This window comes from Streptomyces sp. NPDC054849 (assembly GCF_053610945.1).
Genome location: NZ_JBSGZI010000012.1, coordinates 55,082 through 72,672 on the forward strand (window position 1 = coordinate 55,082; position 17,591 = coordinate 72,672).

General features: G+C 72.2%; 10 protein-coding genes and 1 pseudogene. 6 read left to right on the forward strand and 5 right to left on the reverse strand.

Annotated features, from left to right (window positions below; all coding sequences use genetic code 11):
• Positions 1 to 23: 23 nt before the first annotated feature.
• From ACWGIF_RS08285 to ACWGIF_RS08300, 4 genes are all read left to right on the forward strand, one after another.
• Positions 24 to 479: a helix-turn-helix domain-containing protein gene (locus ACWGIF_RS08285; protein WP_453492888.1), complete on the forward strand. Its 456-nt coding sequence runs from the start codon at positions 24 to 26 to the stop codon at positions 477 to 479.
• Positions 480 to 762: 283 nt separating this feature from the next.
• The gene (locus ACWGIF_RS08290) at positions 763 to 1,290 is read left to right on the forward strand and encodes a M48 family metalloprotease (RefSeq protein WP_215019503.1); all 528 of its coding nucleotides are present in this window, start codon (positions 763 to 765) and stop codon (positions 1,288 to 1,290) included.
• The gene (locus tag ACWGIF_RS08295) at positions 1,287 to 2,477 is read left to right on the forward strand and encodes an MAB_1171c family putative transporter (protein WP_453492891.1); all 1,191 of its coding nucleotides are present in this window, start codon (positions 1,287 to 1,289) and stop codon (positions 2,475 to 2,477) included. Before ACWGIF_RS08290 ends, ACWGIF_RS08295 begins: the two co-directional genes overlap by 4 nt.
• Positions 2,474 to 3,664: a cytochrome P450 family protein gene (locus tag ACWGIF_RS08300; RefSeq protein ID WP_453492894.1), complete on the forward strand. Its 1,191-nt coding sequence runs from the start codon at positions 2,474 to 2,476 to the stop codon at positions 3,662 to 3,664. The genes ACWGIF_RS08295 and ACWGIF_RS08300 overlap by 4 nt, the downstream gene beginning before the upstream one ends.
• A 135-nt stretch (positions 3,665 to 3,799) precedes the next feature.
• On the opposite strand, the gene ACWGIF_RS08305 is transcribed toward ACWGIF_RS08300, so the two are convergent.
• The 5 genes from ACWGIF_RS08305 to ACWGIF_RS08325 form a co-directional block, all read right to left on the reverse strand.
• The gene (locus ACWGIF_RS08305; RefSeq protein WP_453492897.1) at positions 3,800 to 5,104 is read right to left on the reverse strand and encodes a TIGR02679 family protein; all 1,305 of its coding nucleotides are present in this window, start codon (positions 5,102 to 5,104) and stop codon (positions 3,800 to 3,802) included.
• Complete coding sequence (locus ACWGIF_RS08310) at positions 5,101 to 9,228, reverse strand: TIGR02680 family protein (RefSeq protein WP_453492900.1); 4,128 nt, start codon at positions 9,226 to 9,228, stop codon at positions 5,101 to 5,103. The genes ACWGIF_RS08305 and ACWGIF_RS08310 overlap by 4 nt, the downstream gene beginning before the upstream one ends.
• A complete protein-coding gene (locus tag ACWGIF_RS08315) occupies positions 9,225 to 10,472 on the reverse strand; it encodes a TIGR02678 family protein (RefSeq protein ID WP_453492971.1) in 1,248 nt (415 codons plus the stop codon). Before ACWGIF_RS08315 ends, ACWGIF_RS08310 begins: the two co-directional genes overlap by 4 nt.
• Positions 10,472 to 12,040: a TIGR02677 family protein gene (locus ACWGIF_RS08320; RefSeq protein WP_453492974.1), complete on the reverse strand. Its 1,569-nt coding sequence runs from the start codon at positions 12,038 to 12,040 to the stop codon at positions 10,472 to 10,474. Before ACWGIF_RS08320 ends, ACWGIF_RS08315 begins: the two co-directional genes overlap by 1 nt.
• Positions 12,041 to 12,214: 174 nt before the next feature.
• Complete coding sequence (locus tag ACWGIF_RS08325) at positions 12,215 to 14,803, reverse strand: GmrSD restriction endonuclease domain-containing protein (RefSeq protein ID WP_453492903.1); 2,589 nt, start codon at positions 14,801 to 14,803, stop codon at positions 12,215 to 12,217.
• Between the two features lie 139 nt (positions 14,804 to 14,942).
• Here ACWGIF_RS08325 and ACWGIF_RS08330 point away from each other — a divergent pair.
• Positions 14,943 to 15,185 (forward strand): annotated as a pseudogene (locus tag ACWGIF_RS08330) (3'-5' exonuclease); the annotation flags it as partial.
• Positions 15,186 to 15,554: 369 nt separating this feature from the next.
• On the forward strand, positions 15,555 to 17,573 hold the full coding sequence (locus tag ACWGIF_RS08335) for a serine/threonine-protein kinase (protein ID WP_453492906.1): 2,019 nt from the start codon (positions 15,555 to 15,557) through the stop codon (positions 17,571 to 17,573).
• Positions 17,574 to 17,591 lie beyond the last annotated feature (18 nt).

Genomic DNA, 17,591 nt, shown 5'->3' on the forward strand with positions numbered 1-17,591 from the left:
ATCACGCTAAGGAGGTCGTGTACGTGGAGGATGACCAGTCGCCCACCTTCGCCCAACTCCTGGACCACCTCTTCCGCGAGGTGCACCCCCCGTCCCGGGGGCCCTACACCTACGCGGAGGTCGCCGAGGGAATCCGCAAGGCCGCGACCGGAGAGGGGCGCGGGGTGACGGCGAGCGCCATCCAGCAACTGCGCACCGGTACCAAGCGGAACCCGACGCGACACACCATCAAGGCGCTGGCCGACTTCTTCGGCGTACCGGCGGGCTACTTCGTCGACAGTGCGGCGGCCGAACGCACCAAGGCGGAGATCGGCCTCCTCGCCGCCATGCGTGACCAGGACGTCCGCAAGGTGGCCCTGCGCGCCAACGGCCTGAGCGTCGACAGCCTGAAGATGCTGTCCACCGTGATCGAACAGGCCCGCAAGCTCGAAGGGCTCACCACCGACGACAGCTCGCAGGACCTGAACCTGGACGACTGAGCCGCGCACGGGACCGACGCGCACCGGGCGACGCGCACCGGGCGGCGATCGCGTGATCCCCGCCCCGATCCCCGACACCCCCCTGTGGCCGATCATCGACAGGGGGGCATCAGCCGTTTCCCGGGACAGGCCCGGCATCCCGGCCCGCACGGCACCTCCGCGGCAACACCCCGCCCACACCGCGGAGTCGCGGACATGTCAACATGGGGGCGCGCATGCAGGGCTTCCAGGGAGAGGCTCGCAACGGCCGACCGACCCCGACCGGCGTCACCAGAGTGAGGACATGGACCTTGAGCAGCTTCGCGCCGCGTGTGAGGCACGCGTCGAGGCGCTTCGACTCCCGCACCGCTTCAGCACCCGCGACCTCCGCGACGCCGTGGCCGAACAACGCGGACGCCCCATCATCCTGCGCCCCCTGAGCACTCTGGGCGCCATGGACGCTCCGTGTGGAATCCGCCTGGAGACCCCGGACGCCGACCTGTTGTTCTACGAGGAGGCCACCTCCCCCCTCCACCAGAACCACATCCTCGCCCACGAGATCAGCCACATCATCTGCGACCACCCCGGCAGTCTGGAACTGGACCAGGACACCCTGCGCGCGATCGGTTTCAACCCCACCCTCGTCCAGCGCATGTCCGGCCGAACCAGCTACACCAGCGAGGACGAACGCGAGGCCGAGGTGATGGCCAGCGTGATCCGACAACTCATGTACCGGGGACGCGAGTCTCCGTCGAGCCGGCCCGCCAGCGGCGCCGAGAGCTGGGACGCACTGTTCGCCAAGCCGCACAGGAAGAAACGCCACCCGAAATGATCAACATCCTCTTCACGGGCACGGCCGTCGTGCTGCTCTGCTTCGCCGTCTACTGGGTGCGAGGGCGCGGCGGACACCGCCCCACGGGCACCTGGGCGATGGCGGCGCTGCTGACCTCGTTCGCCCTCGCCTTCGCCTCCTACGCCCCCGCCGTGGAGCGCGCGGTCGAATCGGTGGTCCCCCACGTCGCCCGACTCCTCAGCAACACCTTCACCCTGACGGCGGCCACCTCGGTCCTCGCCTTCCTGTTCCAGCTCAATCTGGACCGCGAACGGGCCCACCGGCAGATCCGACTGCGCGTCATCGCCCTCGCCATCTCGGTCGCCGGCATGACCGCCTTCTTCGCCGCCGAGCAACTCAGCGGGCGCAACCGGGTGTTGTACGCCTGCTACGTACTCATCTACATCTCCTTCCTGGGGTACACGGCCAAGGACTTCTTGCTGCAGACCTGGGCCCAGTCCAAGCGCTCGACCCGACGCAGTCAGCGCTGGGGCCTGCGGACGACCTCGGTGGGCTGTGGTTTCGCCCTCGTCTACGCCGCGTACAAGCTCTTCGCCCTCGTCTCGATCGGCCTCGGCCTGGGACTCGTTCCCGACGGCGCCCGGTGCTCCACGCCGCTGACCCCCTTCCGCTGCGCGTTCAGCGTGACCGCGCCCGCCGTCGCCGTGCTCCTCATCACCGCCGGACTCACCCTCCCCGCCCTGCTGTGGCCGCTCAGCCAACTGCGCCGCCGTCGCTGGGAACGGAACTCGTTCACCGCACTGGAACCCCTGTGGCGGGAGGTCACCGCAGCGGTCCCCGAGGTCGTGCTCGACCCGGGGAACAACGAAGCCGACACCCACGACCTCGACTTCCACCTGCACCGCCGGGTCATCGAGATCAACGACTGCGTGCTGGCCCTGCGCCGGTACCGCCCCGCGTCGGTACGCGACGCCGCGGCCGCCGAGGTCGCCCGCCGCGGGACGGCCGACACCCCCGAGGGCGAGGCCGAGGTGGAGGCGGCGGTCATCGCCGCGGCCGTCGCCGCGAAGCACGCCGGCGTCACCCCCGAGGGCGACGAGGCCCCACCCGCCACCGGCACCGCCTCCCGCAAGGGGGACCTCCCGGCGGAGACCGCGTGGCTGCTGCTCGTGGCGAACGCCTACGCGCGCCGCCCGGCAGCCGAGAACGCGGGCGCGGCCTCGTGACCGCCCCGCGGCAGGACCCGCTGCGCGACCCGCGCTTCTTCGCCGACCCCTACCCCACGTACGACCGGCTGCGCGAAGGCTGCCCGGTCCAGCGAATCCCCACCGGCTCCGGCGGACACCAGGCGTACCTGATCACCGGCCACCCCGAGGCCCGCGAGGCGTTCACCGACCCCCGCCTGTCCAAGGACACGGCCCGCTTCTTCGCCGACCGGCCCTCGCACCGCGACCTGCACCCGGCGATCTCCCGCAACATGCTGGCGAGTGATCCCCCGGCGCACACCCGCCACCGACGGGTGGCCACCCGGCTGTTCACGACCGGCCGCGTCCGGGAACTGCGCCCGTACATCACCCGGGTCGTCGACGACCTCACGTCCGCGTGGCGTCCGGGCACGGAGATCGACCTGGTGGCGGATCTGGCGGTACCCCTGCCGGTCACCGTGGTCTGCGAGCTGCTGGGGGTGCCGGCAACGGACCGCGCCACGCTCGCCGCCTGGTCCCACGACCTCTTCGACGCAACCGACACGGACCTCATCGACGCCGCGTCACACCGGATCGGCGACTACCTCACCGCCATGATCGACACGGCCCGCGCCACCCCCGGCGACGGCCCGCTCCACTCCCTCCTGCGCGACTGCGACGAGGGCGGCCTCGACCGTGACGAAATCGTCTCCCTGGCCGCGCTCCTCCTGGTCGCCGGGCACGAGACCGCCACGCACCTCATCGGCAACGCCGTCTTGGCCCTGCTCCGCCACCCGGAAGCCTTCGACCGACTGAGCCGGAACCCGGAACTGATCCCCGGCGCCCTCGACGAACTGCTCCGCTTCGACTCCCCGGTGAGCGTGGCCACCTTCCGTCACAGCACGGAGGACCTGCGCATCGGCGGGGTCGACATCCCGGCGGGCTTCCCGGTGCTCATCGCCCCGGGAGCCGCCAACCGCGACCCGGCGGCGTTCCCCGACCCGAACCACCTGAACCTCGACCGCGACGCCACCGCCCACCTCTCCTTCGGCCACGGCATCCACCGCTGCCCGGGCGCCCCCCTGGCCCGGGCCGAGGCGGAAATCGCCCTCCACACCCTGGTGACCCGCTTCCCGAACACCCGCCTGGCCATCCCCACAGAAGCCCTGACCTGGCGCCGAACCCGCCTCACCCGGGGCCTGACCACCCTCCCCCTCACCCTGGCCTGACCGACCCCCACCACCGCGCCCGCCCCCGACCGGAGCCTGTGCGTGCTCCCTACGCTGCCCGTTCACCCGCACGGGTTCCGAAACGGAGGCGGAGCCTCGCTCATCCCCGGAGCGGTCCCGCACCCCTGCCCCCCCCTACGTCGATCGCGCCGGCTTCGGCACGGGCTGGTTCGAGTCGCGGAACCTGAACGTGTCCTGGCCGATGTCACCCGCGAGGTCGGTCAGCAGCACATCCAGAACTGCCTCCTCCTCGACACGCAGGGCGTGCTCGGCAAGAGCGCGTGCCAGGTCCGGGTCCCATGGCGACAGCGCCGGTTTCCCCTCCAGCGGCCGCAGATCAGGTCCAGCAGCCGCCACCGCCTCGCGGTAGTCGTCGGCCGTATAGCGCCAGGGCCGCCAGGGCACATGCCCCGACAGCGTCGTGGCGATGCGTAGACCGCCCCAGTCGAAGTCGCCGTGGTAGCGAAATTCGGCACCGAGTTCATGCAGACGAGCGAGAAGGGTCAGGGCGGCGGCCGACGGCTGGCCATGGAGGCAGACCAGCGGTCGAGCATCCGGTCCATGCTTGTCCGCCGCGGCCGAAAGGACGGCAGGATTCTCACAGATGTGGACCACGGGCGGTGCCGTCCGCGGCGGACGGTGGGCGAGCTGTCGGAGGGTGAGTACGCACGGCTCACCCACGTCGGCCATCCAGTCCAGGGCCGGAGTCCCCCGGAGGTTGAGAGTGAGCACCGTCGAGGAGACGTCGTCCCGGAGCAGACCGACGCAAGCCCATGCGGCCCGCCGCCAGGCCGCACCCGCGCCCTCGGGGTGGCCGGTCAGAGCGCGGGCACCGGAGAGGGCGAGGGTGGCCACCGGCGTGCCGTCGTCGAGGGCGTGGGCACTCCCCAGAACGTCCGCGGCGAACACCGACAGCGACCGCACTGGTTCGACAGGCAGCTCCCGCAGTACGCGGACGGTCTGCTCCACCAGCAGACGGGTGGCGGTGGGAGTACGGGCGAGGCGGCGCACGAGGCCGTCGTCACGCACGCGACCGGCCCAAGCGGCGTGCTCCGGATGGTCTTCGGCCAGCAGGGTGAGGGGCGCATACGCCTCCCGCCATGCCTGGTCCTCGCCCCGGCGGATCTCATCGAGAGGGACGACCCGCCCGGTGAGCACCGTAACGGCAGCCTCCAGGCCTCCCGGGCTGATGCCCGATCTGACCAGCACGGCGTCCACGGCGTCGAGCCGGACCGTCAGCGCCCTGCCGGTACCCGGTGTCCGGCCCAGCAGTCTCTCGGCCGCCGCCCTCTCGCCCGGGCTCGGCGTTGCCAGGGAGACCGCCCCGGTGAGTGGCTGCCCGCGCTCCAGCCGTCGGCGTGCCCGCTCCACCAGCCAAGCCAGGTCGGCGCCGCCGAGGACCCGGCGCAGACGCGCCTCGTCCACCGGCGGACCGCTCACGCCCACAGGGGCTCCGGGTCGGCTTGACGCACCGGGTCCGCCGGACGCACCGGGTCCCCGCGGCGCGTGCGGGCCGTGCCGTCCCACTCCCAGCGGGTGACCAGGACAGCGGCCACCTCGTCGACTCGGGCGAGCTGGGCGATGGCGATGCCCGGCACCTGTGGGTAGCAGGCCCACTCACGCTCGCTGGTCATGACCACATCCAGGTCGAAGGCGTGCAGGAGCCCGAGGCACTTGGCACGCGAGTCGTCGTCCACACCCGCGAACGCCTCGTCCAGGGTCACCAGGCGTGGCGCGTACGGGCTGCCCGCGCTCGCGTAGTGCGAGGAGGCAGCGGCGAACAAGGGAACGGACACGGCCAGGACGCGTTCGCCTCCGGAGGCGGGTCCCGTGGCGGGTACCCACCGGCCGTGCTGCCGGCGCTCAACGGCGAACTCGTGCCAGGAGCGGTAGTCGAGAGCGGCGGTGAGGTGCTCCAGCCAGCTGCCCGCCGCATCCTCGGTCTGCTGACGGGCGATCTGCGTCTGCAGGAACTCACCGACCGCGGCCCGGTCCTCGGCCGTCCAGGCATCCGCGGTCTGGAGCAGGCGGCCACGGGCCTGGGCAAGGCCGACCGGGGCCTTGCGGGAGGGCCGCCACACCAGGCGCAGCCTCATACCGGTGGAAGTGGGCCGTTCCTCCAGCTCGGCGTTCATGGCCAGCACCTGTCGCTCGGCGGCTGCGATCAGTTCCTGGAGGGTGCCGGCCACCTCGGTGATGAGGTGGGTTTCGAGGATCTCACGCTCGTGTGCTGAGAGGATGCGGGTGAGTTCGCCGACCTCGACCGCCAGTGCCTCGGCCAGTTCGGGTACGGCTCGCTCACGGCCCTGATAGACCACGTCCACGATCATCCCGTCCTCGACCATGCGGGCCGAGGCGGTGTTGCCGTGCCGCGACAGTGCGTCCTGGAGGGTTTTGAACTCCTCGCTCAGACGCCTCTGTACACGTTCCCAGGCGCCGTCCGAGTCGTCGGTCGCCGACAGCTCCGATTCGAGGGCACGGGCCAGGGCGATGGCCGGGGTGGGCGCCCACGGGCCGTCGTCCGCCGCCGGTACAGCGAGATCGGGAAGGGCGACGGCGATCAGCCCTGTGGCAGTGAAGCGCTGGAGTGCGGCGATGGCCTCGGAGCGCGCCTCGGCGGCTTCGGTGACGGCCTTCTCCAGCTGTTCGATGCGGCCCTCGGCCCGGCTGGCCCGCCGGTCCGCCTCCGTGTGCTGGTCCTGGGCGCGCTGCTGGTCGACGGCGCAGCCGCGCAGGGCTTCTGCGGTCTGCGCGAGCAGCCGCTCCAGCTCGGCGACGGCGGCGCCGACGGTCGAACGCAGCGTGGCCAGCCGCTCGTCCGCGGCCGCAGCCTCACGGCCGGCCTGCTCCGCGCGAACGGCGAGTTCGGCGGTCCGCTCCCCTGCCCGGACCGCCTCTTCGCGTTCGTCGTCCGCCTGCCGGGACGCCTCGCTCCGCTCGCGGAGCGCGGGCCAGAGTCCGGCCAGGACGACGTCGAGCTCGGCGAGGGCCTGCCGTACGGCGGCCAATGCCGGCCGGTCCGACGGCAGCCCCAGATCCGCTGAGGTCTCTTGCAGTTCGGCGGTGGCCGACTCGGCCCGCTCGGCTGCGGCCGTCACCTCGGCGGCCCGCTCGTCGCACCGGGTCCGCGCACGGCGCACGGTGTCGGCGGCGGCTGCGGCGTCGGCGTGCGCCCGGATCAGCGGCGCGTCGTCGGGCACTGCGGCCAGATCGGTGTCGAGCGTACGACGACGGGCCGCCAGAGCCTGCGCCTGCGCGTCGGCGTCGGCCGACTCCTGCCGGAGGAGCGCAAGTTCAGCCTGCAGGGCAGCGATCCGGTTCCGCCTCGCGGCTTCCCGGGCGCCCTCTCCGATGTACTCGGCGGCGGGTTTGGCCCAACGGCCGGTGAGGACACCGACGCGGTGGCGTCCGTCCGGCGCGACCCACGTTGTGGTCGTGTCCACGGGAGTACCGCCGAGGCCGATCGCCTCCAGCAGCCGGCCCACCGCCTCCACTCCGACCCGTACGGCCTGCGCGTCACCGTGGTCCACATCCGGGCGCAGCACATCGGCGAGCGACGGCCCCTCCACCGGTCCGGTGTTCGGGGCGAGCAGTACGTCATAACCGTCGGCGGCGAGGGCCGCGCCGTCCGGGCGCACCCACGCGTCCAGCAGCCCGGACGCCTCCAGGGCCGCCTCCAGCCCGGCACGGTCGTGGTCCGTGACCCCTTCCCTGAAGTCGATCAGCCGCCACAGAGGAGCACCGGGTGCCTCGTCCCGCAGGCCGGGGGTCCGGGTGTACGGGGCCTGCGGGCCGCGCCGGCCGCCGGACTCCAGCCCGGCCAGTTCCTGTTCGGCGTCGCGGGTCCGGGCGGCCAGGACCGCCCGGTGGTGCGCTGCTTGCGCCGCCTGGTCGGCGAGTACCGCTGCAGTGGCGCTGTGAGCTTCCGAGGCACGGCGGCGCGCAGGGTAGGGGCCGTCCTGATGCCGGGTCCACTCCTGGAGCTCGTCCAGCAGTCCGGCCGGGTCGGCGTACGCCAGCTCCCCGCACCGGCCCGCGTGCTCACGTACGGCATCGACCAGAGCCCGTCCGGTGACCTGCGCCGTGTCCTCGGCCGTGTCCAGTGCCTCGGCGGCGTGCGCCAGCTCGGTCTCCGACTCGTCGAGCCGGAGTACGGCCGCCCGGCGCCCGGCCGCCGCCGCCTCGGCCTGGTCGGCGAGCGCTTCCACATGCGTGAGGGTGCGGTGCCTGCGGTCGGTCGCTTCGGCGACCGCGGCCCGCAGGTCGTGGGCCGCCTGTCCCTCGTCTCCGGGAAGGTTCAGCCGGGCGGCCGCAGCCGTCTCCCGGGCCTTGAGCAGCGTGTCTCCGGCCAGCTCCCGGGCGACCCTGAGCCGGTTCTCCGCGGCACCGAGGCGGCCGAGCGCCTTGGTATGCGCAATCGAGGCCTTCTCCCGGTCGTCGATCGCGCGGGCACAGTCGCCCTCCGCCCGTTCCAACGCCACCGCGGCCCGCTCCAGTTCGCGGGCACTGCGCATCTCCGGGCCCTCGCGCAGGGCTGCGTCGGCCGCCTCCAGCCTCGCCCGGGTCTCGGTGAGTGCGGCGACGCGCTCCTCCGCGGCCGCCCGGTCCTCCTCCGCCGCGGTCTTCCCGGCCTGCGCCTCGGCGAGGTCGCGCAGCAGCTGCTCGTACTTCGAGTGTTCGCTGCGCGGGAGGCGGGCACGACGACGGGAGGCCGTGCGGGCGTAGCGCCGGTAGTGGTCGAGGAACACGGAGGCCGCCCGTTCGGCGGCCCCGGCCGCCCGCAGCTCCTCCTTCTCCTCGTCCAGGGAGCGGAAGGCCTCGGCCACGTCCGCGATGACGGCCTGGTCCATCGGCGGCAGGGCCTCGGTGAGGGCGCGGGAGAGGGCGGCCTCGTTGGGACGCTTGGACAGCTGGGGCTGGCGCAGCTGGACGAGCAGGTCCACGAGGGCTGCGTAGCGCTGCTCCCCGAGGCCGAACAGCGCCTCGTCGACGGCCCGGCGGTAGGCCTTGGCCTGGTCGTAGACCATCCCCCGGCCGGCGACCGCCTCGACGAGCCGGTCCCGCGACAGGACGGTGCCGGTGGCGTCGAGCAGGCTCAGTGCCCCGTCCGCGCGTACGTCGGCCGGGCCGTGGTCGATCCGCTGCCCGGTCACCGCCCACCAGTGCCGGGCGATGCCGCGCCCGCTGACGGCCTTGAGTCCGCACAGGAGCGTACGGAACTGCTCCTCGCCGCTCACAGCATCGCGGCGACCGAACTCCACCCAGGTGTAGCCGAGGCGTTCGGGGTGCGGGTGCTCACCGCCGAGCAGGAGGTTCCATTCCATCCGCTTGCCGGCGTCCCCGTCCGGTTCCACTCGACGGGCGCTGAGGTCCCCGTCGAGGAGGAAGGGCAGGGTCAGGGCCAGCACCTTGGACTTGCCGGTGCCGTTGTTCCCCCGGAGCAGCAGTCGGCCGTCACGGAAGTGGAACTCCTCCACGTCGTAGTGGAAGAGGTCGACGAGACCGATCCGCAGGGGCTGCCAGCGAGGGCGCTCGGGGGCGGGGGGTGCGGGACGGGAGGTCAAGGCAGGTACGCCTTTCGCTGCGTCGGCACCTGCGGGGTGCCGGCTGTACGGGGTTCGACTACGACGGTCTCGCCGACCGCGTAGCGGGCGAGCGCCGGGCGCGGCACGACCCCGTCAGCGGTACGGGCGACCAGGCCGAGAGCGGCCAGCCGCGCAACGGCCTGCTCGGCCAGGTCGCCCTCGGCCCCCGCCTCGCGGGCCGATTTGGACCAGAATCCGCTGTGCTCGGCAGCCAGTTCGACGACGCGGCGCTCAAGGTCGGCCATGGGGACGACCAGGCCGCCGACCGCCGTGAGGTACTCGGCGAGCAGGAGGGTGACGTGGCCGCGGGTACCCGATTCCGGCATGCGGACGTCGGTGAGGTCGTCGTCGGGGTCGACCATGGCGATGCCTTCGGCCCGCACTTCGGCGACCAGCCCGGTCAGTTCGTTGATGCGGGCGGTGAGGAAGCCGCGCTGACGCGTGAGGTAGCCGAGTTCGGCGTCGGTCAGCTCGTCGTAGTAGAGGACGGGGTCGTCGAGCAGCCTGCGGGTCAGCGAGCGGCGCATCGCGCGGAAGCGCAGTTCGTCGCTGTCGAGGGCCGTTTCCGCGGCGAGCTCGGTGAGCCGGGCCTCCGGCGTTTCGGCCCGGACGGTGGAGGGTCCCCGGCGGGTGGCGAGGAGACCTGCGAGGACCCGCCGTTCGACGTCGTACAGGACGTCGCCGGCTCCACTGACGTACGCGTCCTCGTCTCCGGCGACGCGCCGCAGGACTCCGAGGTGGAGCAGGAGCCGTACGACGGCGGCCAGGTCGAGCCGCTCGTCACGGCGGTCCAGGGTGAACTGGATGCCCGCCGCGGTCAGCCGGGGGTCCTTGGCGTCCAGCATGATCTGGTCGGCGAGGCGGCCCAGCGCGATCTGCGCCTCGCCGCGTTCGAGGGCGGCGAGGGCGAGGCAGAGCAGGACGTACCGACGGCGGCTGAAGGGGGCGGCGCTGCGGGTGACCTCGCGCGCGGGGTGCGTGGCGTCGTCCGGCACACCGGGGACCTTGCCCAGCCGGGCGGTCTCGGCGTCGACCTGGAGGGACCAGCCGGTGTTGCGGTCGAACCACTCGCGCAGCTCGGAGGCGTGTCGCCGGACGAGGCGGAACTCGTCGGCGTACGCGCCGTGCGCGAGCAGCAGCGGCTGCTTCAGCAGCGCACGGGCTGCCTTGCGCCGCTCGGCGGCGTACTGCCCGTCGAGCACTTCGGCGAGCGGGGTCGTCATCACGCTCCGCCCCCTCCTGTTCCTTCGGTGAGATCGATGATCTCGATGGTGTGGTCCGGGCCGCGGAAGGTCCCGTCCGGTGTGCGGACCTCGGCCGTGGACCCGGACCCGTCGGTCGGCGCCGTGAGCCGGATCTCCATGGAGCCGTCGCCGCTGGTCGCCGAGGTGTGCGTCATACCGGGTCGCCAGGTGGCCAGCGCGTCCCCGAGGAGCTGGAGGAAGAGCCGGAAGCTGAGGGGGTCGAGCTCGCCGAGTCCGGACAGTCTGGTGATGCCGTGGGTGACGAGCCGGGCCCGGGCCGCGGCTGTCTCGGCGGCCTGCTTGGCGGCCGTCTCGGCGAGCAGCCGTCGCGCTTCCCGCCGGTCCTCTACCTTGCGGGGTTTACCGCGCCGCTCGTAGCTCCCCGTGCGGCGCAGCTGCGGGCTGATCCGCAGCGGCGCGGCATCGGCCCACGCGGTGCCCGCGGGCTCGGGACGAGCGTGGCGGGCGGCCAGGGTCTCGGCGTCCACGCTGAGGTGCCGGGCCGGGTACAGCCCGAAGGCGGTGCGCCACAGCCGGTGCCGGGCGTCGTCGTCGGGCGCTTCGGCGAACCAGCGCGCAAGGGTGCGGAAGTCGGCGGAGCGGTCCGAACGCCCGGCCCGCCGCTCGTTCAGCGACCGTACGACGGCCAGCAGCTGAGGGATCGCGCCCAGTGCCCGGCCGCGCAGGAGCCGGGCCTGCGACTCCCGGCCGTCCCGGCTGAGGAACCAGGCCGCCAGCCCCGCCCACCGGCCGGCCCACCGCTCGTACGCGGCCTGCGCCGCGTACGCCGCCTCCTGCGGGGTGGCGTCCGCCGCCTCACGGGCGGCCGCGGCCCAGAGCAGCCGCTCGATGCTCCCGCCCTCCTCCAGCTCCAGGATCAGCCGGGCGATGCGCCCGCCGAGGGTGATCAGGTCCTGAATGAACCGCTCCAGGTACTGGATGAGCTGGTCCTTGTAGACGAGGAAGACATCCTCCGCCACGTCGTGGAGGTCGATGGTCCGCTGGAGCGAGCCCATGAACGCCCGGGCATTGTCGGCGAGTGCACCGAAACGGCTCGCGAGCCCGTCCAGCGCCAGATGCGTCTTGGCCGGATCGGGCTCCTCCTCGGCCGCCAGCACGAGCAGGGCCCGCAGCTGCGTGACGATGTCGTGCAGCGCGACGGCCTGCAGCGCGCCCCGCCGCCCGAGCGCCTCGTCGTACGCGGACAGGGCCTCCTCCGCCGCCTCGCCCTCTCGCGTGAGCTGGTAGATGAACCGCTTGCGGTAGAAGTCCTCGACGGCGGTGACCCGTCCGGTGTCCGGGTCGGCCCGCAGATTCCCCCACCCCACCAGGCTGTCGAGTGCTTTGACCACGGCGTCGAGCTCCGTCGGCCGGGCCCCGGAGGAGAGTCCCGCGTACACGTCCTCGGGCCGCAGGTGCACGGCGAACCGCTCCTTGGCGACGAGGAAGGCCTGCATCACCGACCGGTAGAGCAGCACATTCGGAGCGGTGAGATGCGCGAAGGGCCCATACCCGCCGGGCGGGCCCTGCGCCTGCGGAGAAGTCATGTCCATTGCCCGCCATCCTCCTGGAGCGCCGTCCGTGATCGGCAGGGACTTGAGTACTTGGCCGATTCGCATCGGTCCGGTCAGCTACGACGTCACCCATAAAACGCTGGAGGACGCCCGTGCGTTGGAGGGCCGGATCCGGCCGGCTGAGGAGGTCTTGCCGCGCCGTGCCTGTCAGAACACCGCCGGGTCGCCGTCGCCGATCGGGCGGCGGGCTTCCGCCAAGGCGACCTCGTGGATGAACCACTCCAGTACGGACCGGATCTCCTCGGGATGCGCGGCGAAGACCTCCAGCGAGAAGGAGGGACGCAGGTCGAGCTTGGCCTCGGCGAGGTCGATGCCGTCGATGGCGTTGAAGCGCTCCATCAGGGCGCGGCGCATCGGCTCGTCGTCGAACGGCGGACGCCGCTTGAGGTACTGGAAGACGACCTCCGCCGTCCCGCTCACCGGGTAGATCCCGATCGGCCACAAAGCACGCGGCGAGCCCGGCCGGCCCGCGTCCACGGTCGGGAAGCAGCTCGTCTCGTTCGCCTTGCCGTAGACCCGGTGGCCGCCCTGCTCCTCCCAGAAGCGGAGGGCTGCCATGACGCCTTCGACGACCTCCGGCGTCTGGTTCGCACGCAGCAGCGTTTCGAAGCGGGTGCCGGCCTCGTCGCCGCCGGTCTGCGACGCTGCCGACGCCGCCGAAGTCTCCTCCGGCAGCTCCTTGCCCACCAGGACGGCCAGGTCGGTGCTGCTCAGCCGGTGGGCCTTCGAGGCGCGCCCGTTCTCGTCGAAGGGCACGCCCTCGGCCTCCAGGACGGCCCTGGGATCCCCCGAGTGCCGGTCGTCGGTCCATCGGAATCCGCCCGCGATCCGGCCGTCGGCGGTCAGCACACGGTACGCGCAGTGCAGTCCCGGCCTGGCCGCCACGTGGTTGCCGACCGCGATCGCGCTGGTACCGATGAGAGCGGCGAGCTCACCGTACGACGTCCAGGTCCCGGCTGGCACGGCGAGCAGGATCTCCCTCAACTCCCGCCAGCCCGCCCACTCGTCGTCCGAATGCCCGACTTCGTCCAGAGGCCCGGGCCACAAGCGCACGGCTCGGTCGGCCAGTTCCTCGGCCCTGGCGAGAATCTCCCTGCGGCCCCAGCGCTCCTGCGCGGCGATCTCCTGATTCATCCGCAGGGCACTGGAGTCGAGCAGCTCCTGCTTGCGGCGGAAGGGGTGGTTGGAGAGCCGTACGTTCTCACCCGAAAGAGTGAGGTTTCCGAGGGTGTGCACGAGCAGGTTGTGAATCTCCTGGGGGCTCTCGCCGTCCGCGGCTTCCTCGGCCAGCAGGTCGAACCACTGCTGGGCCGGGCTCTGCGGCAGGACGTGTTCGACGGTGAGCGGCGCCTTGTCGTAGTCGACGGGCTCGCTCGAACCGTAGCTCTCCTCCAGCCGGCGCAGGATCTGGAAGCGCTGGTTACTGCGTCCTGTCTTGTAGAACGGGCGGGTGCGGACGGCTTCCCGGACCGCGTCGTCGCCCGGCCAGACACGGGCGCCTGTACGGGGGCGTGAAAGGAACCGGCGTACCGCCTCGGCCGGGGAGCCGTCCTTGTCCAGTTCCTTGGGGAGTTCCATGAACACCCGGTTGCTGCCCGTCGTGGACAGGCCCGCGAAGAGGCGCCGCACCATGTAGCTCTCCGCGTAGGCGAGCGCGTCCGCCGCTTCCGCGGCCGTGGTCCTGCCCTCGTCCACGAGGTCGAGGAGGTGCAGGGCCAGTGGGTAGTGGGTCTGGCCGCCCCAACGCGACAGGCGCTCCAACACCGCCCGCAGCCCGGCATCGCCCTCCCTCTCGGGCTCCAGGATCCGCATGAGACGGTCGGCGCGCAGTGAGAATCGGGCGATTTCCGCCTCCAGCGCCGCCTCGTTTCCGCTCAGCGGCTCCAGGCGCTTCTTCTGATCCCGGTAGATCTCGCTCTGCCGAGCCCGGCTGTTCCCGCCGACGACGAGGTCCAGCCACACCAGCAGCTCCAGACGGGCGGGGCCGAGGAGCTCCTGCATGGGGAGCCATCGCTTGCGGTAGACGTCCTCGCCCCTGCCCGGCAGGCACATGAAGAGGTAGTTGCGCAGCAGGTCGCTCTGGCTGAGCCCCACGCCGGTGTTGTTGATGGACTCGAAGATGCGGTAGACGTTGTCGCCCTCCGCGGCAGTGATCGCGACGATCGAGAGGCAGTCTCCGAGAACGGCCTCGACCACGTCCACCCAGGCTTCACCACCGTTCTCGGCCCCCTCGGCCAGGGCGGCGACGAAGAAGCGGTAGGCAGCGCCCACGTTTCCGGCGCCTCCGGCCTTCGGAAGACTGTCCACACAGGCCGCGTAGGCCTCACGGTCCGCCTGCGTCGGCAGCAGCCGATAGCCGTCGTACCCGTCCTGATACGTATTGACCAGGATGAGGTCGTTGATCCGCGCGGCCTTCTTCACCGAGCCCCTGTCCCGGTGGTGATCACGCAGCGCCGTGAACGCGAGCATCAGGGTGGTCATCCGCTGCTGGCCGTCGACGACGAGCCAGCGCTGCATCCCGCCCGCGGCGACGCGCTCGGGCGCCAGCACGACCGAACCGAGGAAGTGACCCGAGCCGGGCCGCCCTTCCTGCCGGTCCTCGACCAGCTCCTGCACGTCGTCCCACAACTGCCGCAGCTCGTCGCGCTGCCAGCTGTAGGTGCGCTGGTAGAGCGGTACCTGGAACTGCTGCTCCCCCTGGACCAGCTTGCTGAACGTGGTCTCCTGAGCGTGCACGCCCGCCCTCTTCCCAAACCCTCGACGCGGAGCCGCCATTGTCGCCCCATACCGTACGGTGATCAGTCGAAACGTCGGCACACGCACGACCCGGGCACCCATGGCGACATTCCTGGGCACGGCTCAGGCATCCGGCGGCAGCGTCTCCATCGGAACCATGCACCGTATGAAGGGACTGGAGTTCCGCTGCGTCGCTGTCGCCGGTGTGAGCGACGGCGTCGTCCCTCTGGCCTCGGCTCTGACACCGCCGGAAGTCGATCCCCATCAGCACCGGGAAGACCTGCTGAGAGAGTTGAGCCTCCTCTTCGTCGCCTGCACTCGCACACGTGAGGTCCTGCGGGTCTCCTGGCACGGCGTACCCAGCCCGTTCCTTGCCCCGTGACGCGGACCCCGGGTGTGCTTCGCGATGACCCACCGGGCCGGGACATGACTCGACCCGGTAGCCGACGGCCTCCACCTCATGCATGACCTCACGGCGCCCCGTCTCTCGGAAGGGCCGGGTGGAGCCGACGTCACCGGCCTCCGATGAGGCCGCGCCACCCTCCCCACTTCGAACACCGGCAACCGCGTCGGGGACGGCGCCGGAGTCGTCCTTGCCGGTGCCGCCCGTCCTCCCCACCCGGGCGCCCGCCACCAATCGGACGGCGAACGGCAGGCGTTGTCTGTCTCGCCCTCCATAGCAGGGGGTGGCGCGCGTACATTGGACGCTCCGACAGCAGCCCAGGCGCGGCAGGCGGACGGGGGGCGGAACATGTGGGATCTGGGTCCCGGGGACCCGAGCTCGATTGCGGAGTACACGCTGGAGCAGGTACTCGGCGAGGGCGGGATGGGCCGCGTGTACCTCGGCCGGAGCCGCGGCGGCAGACATGTCGCGGTCAAGGTGGTCCGCCCCGACCGGCTTCACGACCCACGCTCCCGTGCCCGGTTCCGACGCGAGGTCGACGTGGCGAGACGCGTCGGCGGCATCCACACGCCGGCCGTCCACGCGGCCGACCCTGACGGGGCGCAGCCGTGGCTCGCCACCGTGTACGTTCCGGGACCCACCCTGAGGCACCGGATCGCCGCGGACGGGCCGCTGGACCTCGCCGGCCTCGGGCGGCTGGGCGCTGGACTGGCCGAAGCACTGGTCGCCTTCCACGAGGAGGGAATCGTCCACCGCGACCTGAAGCCGGACAACATCATCATGGGTCCGGACGGCCCCTGCATCGTCGATTTCGGCATCGCGCACGGTCCTGACAGCACGCACACCTCCGCCGGCGCGGCATCCGGAACGGAGGGGTTCATCGCCCCGGAACTGATCGAGTCCGACGAGGTCTCGTCGGCCTGCGACGTGTTCGCGTTCGGCGCGGTGCTCGTCCGCGCGGCCGGCGGGCTGCCGTTCGGCGGTGTGCGCGGAGAAGCGCTGCGGCACCGTGTGCTGAGCGGCGTGACCGATGTGTCGGCGCTTCCGGTCGAGCTGCGTCCGATGGCCGCCGCATGCCTCGCCAGGGACCCGGCCAAGCGCCCGTCGGCCTCGGAGCTTCTCGCGGTGCTGTCCCCGGTCGCCGCCGCCGGCAGGGTGAGCACAACGGCCGATCGCCCGCCCTCACGCGCCGCACCGCCGGCACCCGTTTCCGCGCCGCACGCACCGGATCGGGGACGACCGCCGGCCGATCCCGAGGCCGCCACCGCCACCGCCACCGCAGTCGGTGCACCACTGCCCTGGACCACGGCGATGGTCGCCCCTTCCGACGAACCGCGCCTCGAGTTTCGGATGGGACCCTGGCACCGGGCTCCCGCCGTGCTGGCAGCACTCCTCGTACTACTGGCGCCCTCCGGGGCTGTACTGGGCCTCGGCAAGCCGTGGCCCCTGGCCGTCCTGTGCCTGCTGATCGGCGCACTGTGCGCCGCCATCGCACAAGCACGGCCCTTGCAGTTCGCCCTGGACTCCGACGGTGTGAGCTTCTCGACCGGCATCCTGCTTCCGCTGCGTCAACACGTGAGGTGGGACGACATCCGGTGCCTCGAACTCGACGTTCGCCGACGGGTGGTACTGCGGATCACGACTCGGCAGCCGCCGCCGAAGCCCCCGGCCGGCCGGGACACCTACATCCTGCCGGAGCCCCACGCCGTGCACGTCCTGATGCCGGCGGGCGTGCGGATCACCGCTTCCCGAGAGCTGGCGGGCTCTCCCCGGTCGACAGCGTCCCTGGTCACCGCCGCCCTCGCCCTGTTCGCCCCCGGACTTCCGGTCCAGCCCCTTGTCCGGGGCAGGCGCCGACCCACACCCCATGTGCTGTCGGAGCGCCCCCGCACGGCGGGCACCGTGATGACCACCCTGCTCGCCTTCGGCCAGCTCACCGCCCTATGGTCGACCGATCCCCCTTGGCCGGCCTTCTGCGCCACCGCGGCTGCCTGGACGCTGCTCATCTGGGCGGTGCCATTGCGTCCTTGGCGGGTGACCCTGAGCCGCCGCAGCCTGCGGGTCCGTGGCCGCCGCCGGACCGGCCGACGGGTCGCCGCCGAATTGGCCTGGGCGGACATCCGCCGGGCCTGGCCGGAACGCACCGGGCGCCGCAACGAACTGCACGTCCTGCTGCGTGAGAACGCCCCGTGCCCGTCTGGGCTGCGCACCGACCCACACCCCGACGGGACCCTTGTACACATCCCCCTCAAGGCCACGGCCGACCGCGACAGCTGTGTCGAGCGCATCACCCGCTACGCCCCGCCCCACGTCGGCACCGGCCCTCCCACTGCCGACGCCCCCTCAGACGCCGACCTGGCCGCCTGACAACACCGCCGCCCCGCT